Genomic DNA, 12,748 nt, shown 5'->3' with positions numbered 1-12,748 from the left:
CCGCCTCTTTTCTTTTTCTGAAAAAGCGGTTATAATTTCTTATATAGAAAAAGAGGTGTTTTATATGGAAAAACAGAAACCTTATGGGACGGTGCTGATTAAAGCGTCTCATTTACTGGACTATTTAGCTGAACATGCCAATTCCACTTTGCAAGAAGTTGCCAAAGGAACGGGGATGACAGCATCGACTGCTCTTAAGATTCTAGATACGCTGGTTTTGATTGGCTATGTGGAAAAAACAGTGACCAAGACCTATCGACTCGGCTCAAAATTGATTCGTTATGCTAATCATGATCTGGCTCAAACAGAACTGGTAGAGATTAGTCGGCCCTATCTGGAGGATCTGAATGAAGCAGTGGATGAAACCGTCCATCTAGGTGTGTTAGTGAATGACGAGATTCTTTATGTCAATAAGCTGGAACCAAAAGGACAAACCATCCTCATGTCTTCAAAAATCGGAATCACGCGCCCGCTGTATTCGTCAGCGATGGGAAAAGCTGTCTTGGCAGAATTTTCTGAGGCGGATTATGAGAAATATTTAGAAGAAACCCCCTTAGTCCCTCATACGGCAAATACGATTACCAACCCTTTGAAACTAGCAGAAGAGCTGACCGAAGTTCGACAGACGGCGGTTGCTTATGATGATGAAGAGATGGAAAAAGATATTTTTTGTATCGGAGCGACGCTTATGTCACCAGAAGGAATTGCGGGCGCTTTCAGTGTTAGTGTGCCGAAATATCGCCTAACGCCAGCCTTTCGCCAAAAAATGATTAATCAGATCTTAGAAACCAAGTCAGCCATCGAAGGACAACTCAGCAAAAATTAATTTCAAGAAGGTTTGCCTTTTATAAAAATCCGTGTATAATGAAATTGAAATTTCCGATAAGAAAATATAAATTTCTTATTTGGAAAAATAAAGTTGTGAAGCACAAAAAGGAGAAGAGACAATGCAAACTATGGAAACCCGCTACACCCACAGCCCGTTAGATATTCGTCATTATTCGACAGAAGAGTTGCGCCGGGAATTTTTGGTGGAAAAGGTTTTTGTTCCCGGTGAGATCAGCTTGACATATACCCATAATGATCGGATGATTTTCGGTGGTGTGACACCGACTGAAACGTCTTTAGAGATTCAGTTGTCTGCGGAATTAGGCGTAGATTATTTCTTGGAACGCCGCGAATTAGGGGTAATCAATATCGGTGGCCCTGGTTTTATTGAAATCGACGGCGAAAAAGAACCGATGAAAAAACAAGACGGCTATTATATCGGAAAAGAAACCCGCCATGTGGTATTTTCTTCTGAAGATAGCAGCAATCCGGCAAAATTTTATATCAGCTCTGTGCCAGCTCACAAAAAATACCCAAATGTGAAAATCTCAATCGACCAAGTTAAACCGATGGAAACTGGGGAAGGCTTGTCATTGAACGAACGTAAAATCTATCAATATATCCATCCAAATGTCTGTGATAGCTGTCAACTGCAGATGGGTTACACGATTTTAGAACCAGGGTCATCATGGAATACGATGCCTTGTCATACCCATGAACGTCGCATGGAAGCTTATGTGTACTTTGATTTTGCGAATCCCGATACTCGTGTTTTCCACATGATGGGCAAACCGGACGAAACCAAACATCTGGTAGTTGATGAAGGACAAGCAGTTATCTCACCAAGCTGGTCAATCCATTCTGGTGTTGGGACATCAAACTACAGCTTCATCTGGGCGATGTGTGGCGAAAACATCACTTATACCGATATGGACATGGTACCGATGAGCGACTTGAAATAATTAAGGCGATCAAATCGTTTTGCAGATAAATGACAAATGATCACAAAAATAATAAGCGAGGGATAGAGTTATGGAATTTTCAATGGATATGTTCCGTTTAGACGGTAAAGTAGCGTTGATCACCGGAGCAACTTACGGGATCGGATTTGAATTGGCAAAAGCAATGGCAAGTGCTGGTGCAACTATCGTTTTCAACGATTTGAAACAAGAATCTGTTGATCGTGGCTTGGCAAACTATAAAGAAGCCGGCATCGAAGCTCATGGTTATGTTGCTGACGTGACTGATGAAGATGCCATCAACGAATTGGTAGCCAAAGTTGAAAAAGAAGTCGGCGTGATTGATATTCTGGTCAACAATGCGGGTATCATCAAACGGATCCCAATGCTGGAAATGTCAGCTGCTGATTTCCGTCAAGTTGTCGATGTTGACTTGAATGCGCCATTCATCGTCTCTAAAGCAGTCCTGCCAGGCATGATTAAAAAAGGCCACGGCAAGATTATCAATATCTGTTCAATGATGAGTGAATTGGGCCGCGAAACAGTTGCTGGTTATGCAGCTGCTAAGGGCGGGCTGAAAATGTTGACGAAAAATATCTGTTCTGAATTTGGTGAAGCAAATATCCAATGTAACGGCATTGGACCCGGCTATATCGCTACGCCGCAAACTGCCCCATTGCGTGAAAAACAAGCAGATGGTTCTCGCCATCCATTCGACGAGTTCATCGTGTCTAGAACACCTGCTGGTCGCTGGGGTGACACGGTAGATTTGGCTGGTCCGGCAGTCTTCTTGGCTTCTGATGCTTCAGATTTCGTAAACGGCCACATCTTGTACGTGGACGGCGGAATCTTGGCTTATATCGGCAAACAACCTTAATAAAACCGATCGTAACAGGACAGTAACATCCTTTCTTTAAAAATACTCGAGCCCTATCTGTACTGCTGCTGCCCTGCGACGGAGATTGTCGCGAGTCCATAAGGAAAACAGCACTTTTTCAGCAGATTAGGTTCGGGTATTTTTTTGATTATAGAAAAAGCAAATGGGTAGCTGATATACTAGAAGCGAAACTGCTGCACATTGTAACAATCAGCGAGTGTGGACCACTTGAATGGAGGAAATCAAAGATGAAACGTGTAGAAATTTTGACAAAATTGGAAAATGCCGGTGTTATTCCGGTGGTCCGGGGAAATTCAAAAGAACAAGGTCTCAAGTCTTGTAAAGCATTATTAGCTGGGGGAATGAAAGGGCTGGAAATCACGTTTACATTGCCAAAAGCAGATGAAGTGATTGCGGAAATGGTAGCAGGAAACCAAGATCCTGAAGTTGTTATTGGTGCGGGAACAGTATTGGATGCAGTGACAGCTCGTTTAGCTATCATGGCTGGAGCAGAGTTTATTGTCAGTCCAACCTTCGATCAGGACACGGCTGAAATCTGTAATTTGTACCAGATTCCTTATCTGCCTGGATGCATGACAATCACAGAAATCAAAAATGCCATGAAGGCCGGCGTGGATATCGTGAAACTGTTTCCCGGATCTGCTTATGGTTCATCAATCATCGGAGCTTTTAAAGCGCCACTGCCTCACGTCAATATCATGCCAACAGGTGGTGTCAGTCTGGAAAACATGGCGGAATGGTTCAAAGCCGGTGTCGTAACTGTTGGTGTCGGAGGAAATTTGATGAAACCAGCCGACAGCGGTGATTATGAAGGGGTAACTAAAGCAGCACAAGCATATATGGCTGAGTTTAAACGAATCAAGGAAGGAAACTAGCCTGATGAAAAAAGTGGTCACACTGGGAGAAATCATGCTGCGGCTGTCCACTGTGGCAGAAGCTCGGATGGCAGAAAGCACAACCTTTGCCGCTGATTATGGTGGGGGAGAGGCCAATGTTGCGATTTCGTTGGCTAATTACGGGCATCAAGTTGCCTTTGCTAGCAAGGTCCCGGCTAATCCGCTGGGTTTGGCAGTGAAGCAGCATTTGCACAAGTATGGTGTCGATACCTCTTTCTTATTAGAAGGTGGCGAACGTCTGGGAACCTACTATCTGGAAAATGGTGTTGGTCTGCGCTCGTCAAATGTCGTCTATGATCGCAAGTATTCCAGCTTTTCCATGATGGATACTTTGGAGTGGGAGTTGGATGCGCTGTTTGCAGAAACTGAAGTGCTGCTGCTTTCTGGAATCACACCAGCCTTGTCTGCTGTTTGGCGTCAAATGACTTTGTTGTTAGCAAAAGAAGCCAAAGCACGGGGTGTGAAGGTCGTACTGGATGTCAATTACCGCGGCAAATTATGGTCAGTCGAGGCTTGCAGCAAATTCCTTCGCGAAATAGCAGGTCTGGTTGATATTTTGTCTGCAGGACAGCTGGACGCCTTGAACTTCTTCAAAGTTCCTGAGCGAGCAGCGGCGGATTTGACTTACTACTATGGAGAAATTGCTAAACGCTACCCGAATATTCAAGCTTTTTATTCGACGACTCGGGAAGTCGTCAATGCCAACCACAACTATTTGCAAGGCAATCTTTATGTCAATGGCCGCCTATATCAGTCGGTGAACTATGACATTCACGACATTGTGGACCGGGTGGGAGGCGGAGATGCATATACAGCTGGGATTTTGCACGGCTTTTTATCTGACTTTGAACCACAAAAAACAGTTGAATTTGCCGCCTTGGCATCAGCTATGAAACATACCGTTCATGGGGATCATAATCAATTTTCAGCACAAGAAATTGAAGAGCTGCTACAAAGTGGCGTCAAAGAAATCAAACGTTGAGTAAAAAATATCCTTAACCGCTTCCCATGTTTAAAAGGGGGGCGGTTTTGTTGTAGAACACAGCGATTGCCAAGTAAAACAGAGCTGATGTTGAGTAGCAACTGTGGACGAAAGGAAAACTGATTCCCCAAAAAAATTGAAGGAAAAGCTGAATATATTAGCAAATTACTGGATGACAACCATTCATAAGTACAATTGGTTGCTTACTTTTTATAAGCGGTGTAAGATGGCTTTGTAAGTTTCGAGAAAGAAGGAATCCTCATGTATCAAGCAAGCAATGAAGAACATCCAATTGAAATCGTAAATATTGCGTCACTAGAAGGAAAAGTCAAAGCAGATATGGAAGTCGGTGCTTTTGGCTATATCCGGGGCGGCTCTGAAGACGAATGGACGATGCGGGAAAATACAGCATCTTTTAACCAAAAGAAAATTATGCCGCGAGTGTTACGGGGCATTGATCATGCCGATTTGTCTACTAAGCTGTGGGACATCGACTTGAAGACACCAATTATTCAGGCCCCTTCTGCTGCCCAAGGCTTGGCTCATGAAAAAGGCGAAGCGGATACGGCCATCGGTGTTGCTGCTACCGGGTCAATTTTCTCCATCAGCACATATGCCAATACCACGATTGAAGCGGCTGCTGCTGCGGCACCGGGTGCACCGCAATTTTTCCAATTGTATATGAGTAAAGATGACGGCTTCAATGAATTTATTCTGGAAAAAGCGGTTAAAGCCGGGGCGAAAGCAATTATTTTGACTGCTGATTCAACGCTGGGGGGGTACCGAGAAGAAGATATAATCAATCACTTCCAGTTCCCACTGCCAATGCCCAATTTAGCTGCCTACAGTGAACAAAGTGCCAGTGGTGATGGTGAAGGCAAAGGAATCGCTGAAATCTATGCTGCGGCTAAACAAGGTCTGGTACCGGAGGATATCAAAAAAATTAAAGATCTGACTCAGCTGCCGGTTATCGTCAAGGGAATTCAATCACCGGAAGATGCTGAAGTAGCGATTGCAGCCGGCGCAGACGGTATCTGGGTATCCAATCATGGGGGCCGTCAGCTAGACGGTGGGCCGGCTTCATTTGAAGTACTGCCTGCTATTGCAAGTGTGGTCAACAAACGAGTGCCAGTTATTTTTGACTCTGGTGTTCGTCGTGGTGAACATGTCTTTAAAGCGTTAGCCAGTGGTGCGGACTTGGTTGCTATCGGCCGTCCAATCATCTACGGATTGAATCTTGGTGGGGCGCAAGGGGTGGCTTCTGTTCTGGAACACTTGAACAAAGAGTTATCCATTACTATGCAATTGGCAGGCACCAAAACTATCGAAGAGGTAAAAAATACCCAATTGCTGGATTAATAAACGTGGTTGGCTAGCCTTTTAGGCTATAGGAAAAAAAGTAGTTAAACCGCTATATCGTGAAAACCTGCTAGACTTGTTGTTAAGACAAGTCCAGCAGAGTCGATATAGCGGTTTTTTGCGTTTAGTGAATCAGGAAATTCGATTTTTGCTGACATCTGGGTTGTGTCAGGCAGAAAATACTGGAAAAAGAAAAAGTGGTATGCCACTTTCTAATAAGATTATTATGGAAAAATAAGCATCCCTTTGTACTTTATTGGTATACACAGTGTTGTCAGACGGGGATTTGAGGGGCTGCGGCATTGGTAGTATTAGAATTGAATCAGTTCAAAAAAGTGAAGAAGCAGAATATTTTAATTAACCGACTTTTTTAATAAAATAACACTAATTTTCGGCGTAGTAGTTATTTCTTTGTTATCCTTAAATAAGAAATTGGTCTATTTAGAGACAGAGAAGGTGAAGGAGTATGCTCCGAAAACAACGGCGATTTTGGCTAGGCTTTATCGTGTTTATTATTGGTTCAACATGTTTGCTTTTGTTTTTTTTATACATAGTTTTGAAATTACTTGGAATCAGCTTTATCGTCTGAGATAAGGGTGAATCTTTTCTTTGATGTCAAACAATTGTGAACCCAAAAAGACCTATGACAGATCAGAAGAGTGATCTGTCATAGGTCTTTTTCTGTTACCGGAGCTCTTTGGTATTATCAAATGAGCGCCTGTTCATGGAGCACCAAAAAATAGGCGAACAGCAGAGAGTGCCAAGAACGACTGTAATCAGTAAGCAATCAAACGAAAAATCCCTACAAAGAATGCCTTGGTTTTACGAACGAATTCATTTTTATCGTCCAAGGTTTCGTACACTTCACGGATTGTACGTCGAGTCAGCAAATAAAACAAATAGACGCAAATTGCTGTAAAAAATGCCAAAAAAAATAAAACCTTCATATTCTCTTTACCCCTCAACCTTGCTTTTTACGCATGACAGTAGCAGCTACTGCAAAAGGACACCACATCCTTTCACGAATTTTAGCAGAACCTTTTCCAAAAGAAAAGTCAAACGGTTTGCATCAAACCTTGAGCTGATGTCAGCGATCTGAAAGTCGTTAGTCAAGCGTGTAGCGGAGGGGTTCTTTTTTGCGGGTAACATTTTTACAAGTCTTCCATTTTCTTATTTTAGGAAAACTTTTGTTCCCATAGTTTTTTTTGTATAATGAAAAGGATGAAATGAGGGAGAAGAGTTATGGCACAGAAAAAGAGCCAACGTAAAAAGACGAAAAAGGAGCTGGAGCAGCAGGAAAAACTGACGGTAGTCCTAGTGGGGCTGTTGTTTGTCCTTTTTGCCGGCTTCGGTTTGTTCAAATTAGGATTTCTTGGGACTTTGATTGCCAACTGTCTACGAGTCATTGGTGGGAATACTTACCCATTATTATGTGTGGGGTTGGGAGCATATGGCATCTGGCTGATGGTGAAAAACACCCAGGCGCGTTTTAAGAATCGTCGCCGAATTCTTGGTGTCTTAATGATCTACTTGGGAATCCTGTTGATTTTTGAGGCGCTGATGTTTTCTAAAGTATTGACGGCAGATCCAGCGATTCTCAAAACGACCTGGTCACAATTGCTAGTGGATATTCGTGGCGGGACAGTTGCTGAAAATGTCGGCGGCGGCATGCTGGGGGCATTGCTTTACAGCGGAACTTATTTTCTGGTTTCTCAAATCGGCAGTTATCTGATTGCGGCACTATTGATCGGTTTTGGTCTGTTTCTGGCGAGTATGCTCAGTGGTGGTGAAGCTGTAGAACACCTGCAGCGGACCGGTCAAAAAATTGGCGATCTGACCGCCGGTAATCCAGAGAAGAAAGCTGCCCGAGTGGCAAAAAAAGAAGCCCGCCAAGCGGAAAAAACGGCTCGTATTGAGGCAGAAAAAGAAGCTGCCCGTCAGCAGATTGCTGCTAATGAGCGCAACCAGGTCCGGCCCATGACAGAAGGCGAAAAGCTAGCGCAAGCCCAGCAAGAGGCGACAGCACCAGTTATTGAACCGCAGCAAACGGATTTGCCGGTGATTATCGACGACTTTACTCAGCAGGCATATGCTGCAGGAAAAAACAACGGGGATAGTCATGCTACGGCGGCTAAAAAGAAAGCCGCAGCTAGCGGGAGTGAGGAAAGCGGTGGAGAAGACGACGGTGAAGATCTGGAATTCGAGATTGCTGAAGAAATCGAGGATCGGGATTATCAATTGCCAACTGCCGATCTTTTGGATAAGCTCCCACCAGCAGATCAGTCGGGAGAATACAAAAAAATCGAGCGAAATATCGGCGTTTTGGAAAATACTTTCAAGAGTTTCAGCGTAGATGCCAAAGTCGTCAAAGCCAGTTTAGGGCCGGCGGTTACCAAATTTGAAGTGCAGCCGGCAGTCGGGGTGAAAGTTTCCAAGATTGTCAATTTGACAGACGATATTGCATTGGCATTGGCAGCCAAAGATGTACGGATGGAAGCACCAATTCCTGGTAAATCGCTGATCGGGATTGAAGTACCCAACAGTCAAGTTTCCACAGTGAGCTTCCGAGAAGTCATCGAGGCTCAGCCTGACCATCCGGATAAACTGTTGGAAGTGCCTCTTGGCCGAGACATTTCCGGCCGAGTCCAGACTGCGGATTTAACTAAAATGCCCCATCTGCTAGTAGCCGGTTCGACAGGGAGCGGGAAATCAGTCGCCATCAACGGAATTATTACCAGTATTTTGATGCGGGCCAAACCCCACGAAGTCAAGCTGATGATGATTGATCCAAAAATGGTAGAGCTGAATGTCTACAATGGTATTCCGCACCTTTTGACCCCGGTAGTGACAAATCCCCGTAAAGCAGCCCAAGCGCTGCAAAAAGTCGTCAAGGAGATGGAAGAGCGCTACGAAAAATTTGCGGCGACCGGTGTCCGCAATATCACCGGTTATAATGAGTTGGTGAATCAGAAGAACTTGGAAACCGGCGAGATTCACCCAACACTGCCTTTTATTGTGGTGATTGTTGATGAGTTGGCGGATCTGATGATGGTGGCCTCCAATGAAGTCGAAGATGCGATTATCCGCTTAGCTCAAATGGCGCGAGCGGCAGGGATTCACATGATCTTAGCAACTCAACGTCCCAGTGTAGACGTCATCACTGGGATTATCAAAGCTAACGTGCCCTCACGGATTGCATTTGCTGTTTCCAGCGGTGTCGATTCTCGGACAATCATTGATTCGAACGGGGCCGAAAAGCTCCTGGGTCGAGGCGATATGCTGTTTCTGCCGATGGGTGAAAATAAACCGATTCGGGTACAAGGGGCCTTTATTTCCGACCATGAAGTAGAGCGAGTAGTGGCTTTTGTAACAGATCAGCAAGAAGCCCACTACGAAGAAAAGATGATGGTAAGTGATGAAGAGACAACTGGACCTGGAAGTGGCAATGGTGAGCCGGAAGATGAGCTTTTCGATCAGGCCAAAGATCTGGTAGTTGATATGCAGACAGCCAGTGTATCCTTGCTGCAACGACGGTTTCGTATCGGCTACAATCGAGCGGCCCGTTTAGTAGACGAACTAGAAGCTCATGGTGTGGTCGGACCATCAGAGGGAAGTAAACCTCGGAAGGTACTAATCGAACCGTTACCGGAGGAAAGCGACCAGTTGCCGGAAGAATAGGCTTTTAAAAGTTTAGGCGTCAATATATTAAAGGGCATGAAAGCGGGAGACCGGTTTTCATGCCTCTTTTTTAAATTGCTGGAAGTGGCGGAGATATTTGTCTTTGAAGCAGCAAGTTTAGCCAAAAAAACACTGTACTAATGGACTTAATCAAATGGATGTTTGAAGGTTCCTTAACTTTTTCCAAAAAGGATACAGGAAGAAATCGCCTGTGTTGCAGCGTTTCTTTGAATAGTAACGGCAAAATTGCTGTAGAATAACAAAAATGTTAGGCGAAGTTATCGGTTAACAATGTTCTTTTTGCAATCTTTTGGCTAAACTGGAGTTTGTAATGTAAAAATGGTTTATGCTGTGGGCTGGCTAATAAACACAAGACAGCAGAAATAGCAAAAAAGGAGCGAATATAGTGCTGCAAGTAGAAAAATTAACAAAAGTATACGGGGATACCGTTCGTTATGAAGCGTTGAAGGGCATTGATTTGACGGTAAATGACGGTGAATTCGTCGGTATCATGGGGCCTTCTGGTAGCGGGAAATCAACGCTTTTGAACCTATTGGCCACCATTGATAAGCCTACGAGTGGGAAAATCTTATTGAATGGTCAAAATCCTCATGATTTAAAGCCGGATGAAATTGCCGCTTTTCGCCGACATGAACTGGGATTTGTTTTCCAAAGCTTCAATCTGCTACCGACATTGACCGTGGAAGAAAACATTGTGTTGCCACTAACATTGGATGGTGAAAAAGTAGCTGTAATGAAGCGAGCCGTTCGTTTGGTAGCTGAACGGCTGGGAATCAGTGACCTTTTGCCGAAACGAATTGCTGAAATCTCCGGTGGTCAGGCGCAACGGGTAGCCGTGGCTCGGGCGATGATCCATAACCCGCAGTTAGTATTGGCAGATGAGCCTACGGGAAATCTAGATACGAAAGCTTCAAAAGATGTGATGGGCTTATTGGCTCAGTTGAATCAAGAAGGACAAGCGACTGTTCTGATGGTAACCCATGATCCGTTGGCTGCCAGCTATTGCAAGCGTATTGTCTTTATCAAGGACGGTCAGCTGATTAAAGAAATTCGCCAAGAGCATGGGCAACAGGCTTTTTATAGCGTAATTATGGAAGAGTTGGCCCAACTCGAGGGGGTTGACAATGAATTTTAATCAATTCGTAGTGCGTAATACACTACGCAATAAACACCTCTATTTAGCTTATTTTTTAAGTACGATGTTTTCGGTGATGATCTTCTTTACTTTCAGTGTCTTTGCGTTTCATCCCATCTTGGCTGACGGTCTCAATCAGCAAGCCCAAACGGGGATGATGGTGGCAGCAGTGATTATTTACGGGTTTGCCTTTTTCTTTGTCATGTATTCCATGGGTGTCTTTTTGCAATCGCGAAAAAAAGAATTTGGATTGTTGATGATTCAAGGCATGAGCCCGTTGCAGCTGCGTAAGATGGTTTTCATCGAGAATCTGGTAATTGGTTTCTTTGCGACAATTGGCGGGATTTTGATTGGACTGGGTTTTTCTCAGCTTATCTTGATGTTGTCTAAGCAGATGATTGGCATTGAATTTGCTTTTTATTTTCCTGTGAAGGCAATCGGAATAACTGCCGTGGCCTTTATGGTTTTGTTCTTACTGATTTCTTTTTTCATCCAGTTCAGTCTGCCAAAGCTAAATGTTCAATCGCTTTTGAAGGCTGGAGAGTTGGGGAAAGGTTCTTTTAAAGCATCGTTGTGGCGCAGTGTGGCAGCTTTGATTTTGATTGGTGGAGGATATGGCGCAGCATTGTGGGCTCAAGGGACGACAGTTTTCATGGTCTTTATCCCAGTGGTTTTCGTGGTGATTGTGGGGACGAAGTTTCTCTTTGATCAGCTTAGCGTCTTCGTCATCCAGCGTCTTAGAAAAAGAGAACATATTTTTTGGAAAAAGACGAACATGGTAGTCTTTTCTGACTTAGCCTTTCGTATGAAAGACAATGCCCGCTCCTTCTTTTTAGTCGCTATCATTTCGACGGTAGCTTTTGCGGCTATTGGAACCTTATACGGATTTCAGGATATGCTGGTGGGCTCTTTGGACCGGACACCTTACGAGTTTTCTCTGTCTGACGGCAAGCCGGAACAGGTCAAAGCAGTAGATGACCAGTTAACAAACGCGAAAATCGCCTATGAAAAGGTGGATTACCGTTATGGCACCACGGCGGAGTATTCCTTTATTACGGAAGCGGATTTCAATCGCCTGGCCAAAGCTACTGGGGAACAGACTGTTTCGCTGGGAAAATTACAAGCTGTTCAGATTTTGACAGAAGGTGGCGGAATTGACAGTAATAGTCGACAGTCAGCAGTCACAATCGACAACACTGCTTACGAAGTCACCGATACCGTCACCAATCATACCTTAGTAACGGGGATGCAGTTATATGTGATCCCAGATGAGACGAAAGTACCAGATTCCAGTCAGTATGAGACGGTGATTTGGCTGACGCCAGATGCTTCTGAGGAAAAACTGATTACGCTTGGTGATGAATTGACCAAAGCAAATAGGGGCATGATTGCCAAGTCGGCGACACGCCATGAAATCATTGGGATGTATGCACCAATTCTATTTGTAGGTATTTTTATCGGAATCGTCTTTTTTGTTTCAGCAGGATCTTTTTTATATTTCCGTCTGTACAGCGACATGGACCAGGATATCGAGAAATTCCAGATGATCCACAAGCTGGGATTGGCCAAAAAAGAGTTGCGAAAGATGATCTATCAACAGATCGGCATCTTGTTCTTTACGCCAATCATCGTTTCGTTATGTCATGGGGCCGTGGCTTTAACAGCCATGTACCATATGTTCAATATGAAGATGCAGCTTGCAGGTTGGCAGGTGTTGGGCATCTTTTTAGTGATTCAAATCGTCTATTATCTAATAGCTCGCAGCTTTTACTTCCGTAAGGTTTATAAAACGTTGGTGGCGAGTTGATATTTCAAGGTCTCTGTCTTTTGGCGCTTGTGCCAAGCAGAGACTTTTTTGTATTGAAAATGGCTGTGGAGTGTCGACTTATGAGATTTTCGGAAATCATTAAGATGCGATAGACCCGATTGCGCTGCGTCAAGATTTCCGTTATAGTAGGAACGATGTTTTTACTTGAGCAAAGGCTGCTGAGA

At 44.1% G+C, this 12,748-nt stretch carries 10 protein-coding genes; 9 read left to right on the top strand and 1 reads right to left on the bottom strand.

Annotation, left to right across the window (positions count from 1 at the left end; translation table 11 throughout):
- The first annotated feature begins 64 nt into the window (after window positions 1-64).
- The 6 genes from BAU14_RS06205 to BAU14_RS06180 all read left to right on the top strand — a co-directional run bounded on the left by BAU14_RS06205 (window position 65) and on the right by BAU14_RS06180 (window position 5,922).
- Window positions 65-826 carry an IclR family transcriptional regulator gene (locus tag BAU14_RS06205; RefSeq protein ID WP_161899220.1) on the top strand — a complete coding sequence of 254 codons (762 nt, stop codon included), beginning with the start codon at window positions 65-67 and terminating at the stop codon, window positions 824-826.
- A 121-nt stretch (window positions 827-947) separates the two neighbouring features.
- Window positions 948-1,790 carry a 5-dehydro-4-deoxy-D-glucuronate isomerase gene (kduI, locus tag BAU14_RS06200; protein WP_161899219.1) on the top strand — a complete coding sequence of 281 codons (843 nt, stop codon included), beginning with the start codon at window positions 948-950 and terminating at the stop codon, window positions 1,788-1,790.
- Window positions 1,791-1,860: 70 nt separating this feature from the next.
- Window positions 1,861-2,664: a gluconate 5-dehydrogenase gene (locus tag BAU14_RS06195; protein ID WP_161899218.1), complete on the top strand. Its 804-nt coding sequence runs from the start codon at window positions 1,861-1,863 to the stop codon at window positions 2,662-2,664.
- Between the two features lie 248 nt (window positions 2,665-2,912).
- Window positions 2,913-3,560, top strand: coding sequence for a bifunctional 2-keto-4-hydroxyglutarate aldolase/2-keto-3-deoxy-6-phosphogluconate aldolase (locus tag BAU14_RS06190; RefSeq protein WP_161899217.1), 648 nt, complete (start codon window positions 2,913-2,915; stop codon window positions 3,558-3,560).
- Between the two features lie 4 nt (window positions 3,561-3,564).
- Window positions 3,565-4,563, top strand: a complete 999-nt coding sequence (locus BAU14_RS06185; RefSeq protein WP_161899216.1) for a sugar kinase — start codon at window positions 3,565-3,567, stop codon at window positions 4,561-4,563.
- Window positions 4,564-4,824: 261 nt separating this feature from the next.
- A complete protein-coding gene (locus tag BAU14_RS06180) occupies window positions 4,825-5,922 on the top strand; it encodes a lactate oxidase (protein WP_161899215.1) in 1,098 nt (365 codons plus the stop codon).
- 776 nt (window positions 5,923-6,698) lie between these two features.
- Here the strand turns inward: BAU14_RS06180 and BAU14_RS14220 are convergent.
- Window positions 6,699-6,869: a hypothetical protein gene (locus BAU14_RS14220; protein WP_202622172.1), complete on the bottom strand. Its 171-nt coding sequence runs from the start codon at window positions 6,867-6,869 to the stop codon at window positions 6,699-6,701.
- A gap of 295 nt (window positions 6,870-7,164) precedes the next feature.
- Here BAU14_RS14220 and BAU14_RS06175 point away from each other — a divergent pair, with 295 nt between their 5' ends.
- The 3 genes from BAU14_RS06175 to BAU14_RS06165 all read left to right on the top strand — a co-directional run bounded on the left by BAU14_RS06175 (window position 7,165) and on the right by BAU14_RS06165 (window position 12,563).
- Window positions 7,165-9,600, top strand: a complete 2,436-nt coding sequence (locus BAU14_RS06175; protein WP_161899214.1) for a DNA translocase FtsK — start codon at window positions 7,165-7,167, stop codon at window positions 9,598-9,600.
- A gap of 406 nt (window positions 9,601-10,006) precedes the next feature.
- On the top strand, window positions 10,007-10,756 hold the full coding sequence (locus BAU14_RS06170; RefSeq protein ID WP_161899213.1) for an ABC transporter ATP-binding protein: 750 nt from the start codon (window positions 10,007-10,009) through the stop codon (window positions 10,754-10,756).
- Window positions 10,746-12,563, top strand: a complete 1,818-nt coding sequence (locus BAU14_RS06165; protein WP_161899212.1) for an ABC transporter permease — start codon at window positions 10,746-10,748, stop codon at window positions 12,561-12,563. Before BAU14_RS06170 ends, BAU14_RS06165 begins: the two co-directional genes overlap by 11 nt.
- The last annotated feature ends 185 nt before the right edge of the window (window positions 12,564-12,748 follow it).

Source organism: Candidatus Enterococcus leclercqii, assembly GCF_009933135.1.
Lineage (GTDB): Bacteria > Bacillota > Bacilli > Lactobacillales > Enterococcaceae > Enterococcus_C > Enterococcus_C leclercqii.
This window is presented reverse-complemented; position numbering and strand designations above follow the sequence as displayed.

Excerpts from the sequence above, each read along its gene's own strand:
- BAU14_RS06205 (WP_161899220.1), top strand. The coding sequence starts at position 65 with ATGGAAAAACAGAAACCTTATGGGACGGTGCTGATTAAAGCGTCTCAT.
- kduI (WP_161899219.1), top strand. The coding sequence starts at position 948 with ATGCAAACTATGGAAACCCGCTACACCCACAGCCCGTTAGATATTCGT.
- BAU14_RS06195 (WP_161899218.1), top strand. The coding sequence starts at position 1,861 with ATGGAATTTTCAATGGATATGTTCCGTTTAGACGGTAAAGTAGCGTTG.
- BAU14_RS06190 (WP_161899217.1), top strand. The coding sequence starts at position 2,913 with ATGAAACGTGTAGAAATTTTGACAAAATTGGAAAATGCCGGTGTTATT.
- BAU14_RS06185 (WP_161899216.1), top strand. The coding sequence starts at position 3,565 with ATGAAAAAAGTGGTCACACTGGGAGAAATCATGCTGCGGCTGTCCACT.
- BAU14_RS06180 (WP_161899215.1), top strand. The coding sequence starts at position 4,825 with ATGTATCAAGCAAGCAATGAAGAACATCCAATTGAAATCGTAAATATT.
- BAU14_RS14220 (WP_202622172.1), bottom strand. The coding sequence starts at position 6,869 with ATGAAGGTTTTATTTTTTTTGGCATTTTTTACAGCAATTTGCGTCTAT.
- BAU14_RS06175 (WP_161899214.1), top strand. The coding sequence starts at position 7,165 with ATGGCACAGAAAAAGAGCCAACGTAAAAAGACGAAAAAGGAGCTGGAG.
- BAU14_RS06165 (WP_161899212.1), top strand. The coding sequence starts at position 10,746 with ATGAATTTTAATCAATTCGTAGTGCGTAATACACTACGCAATAAACAC.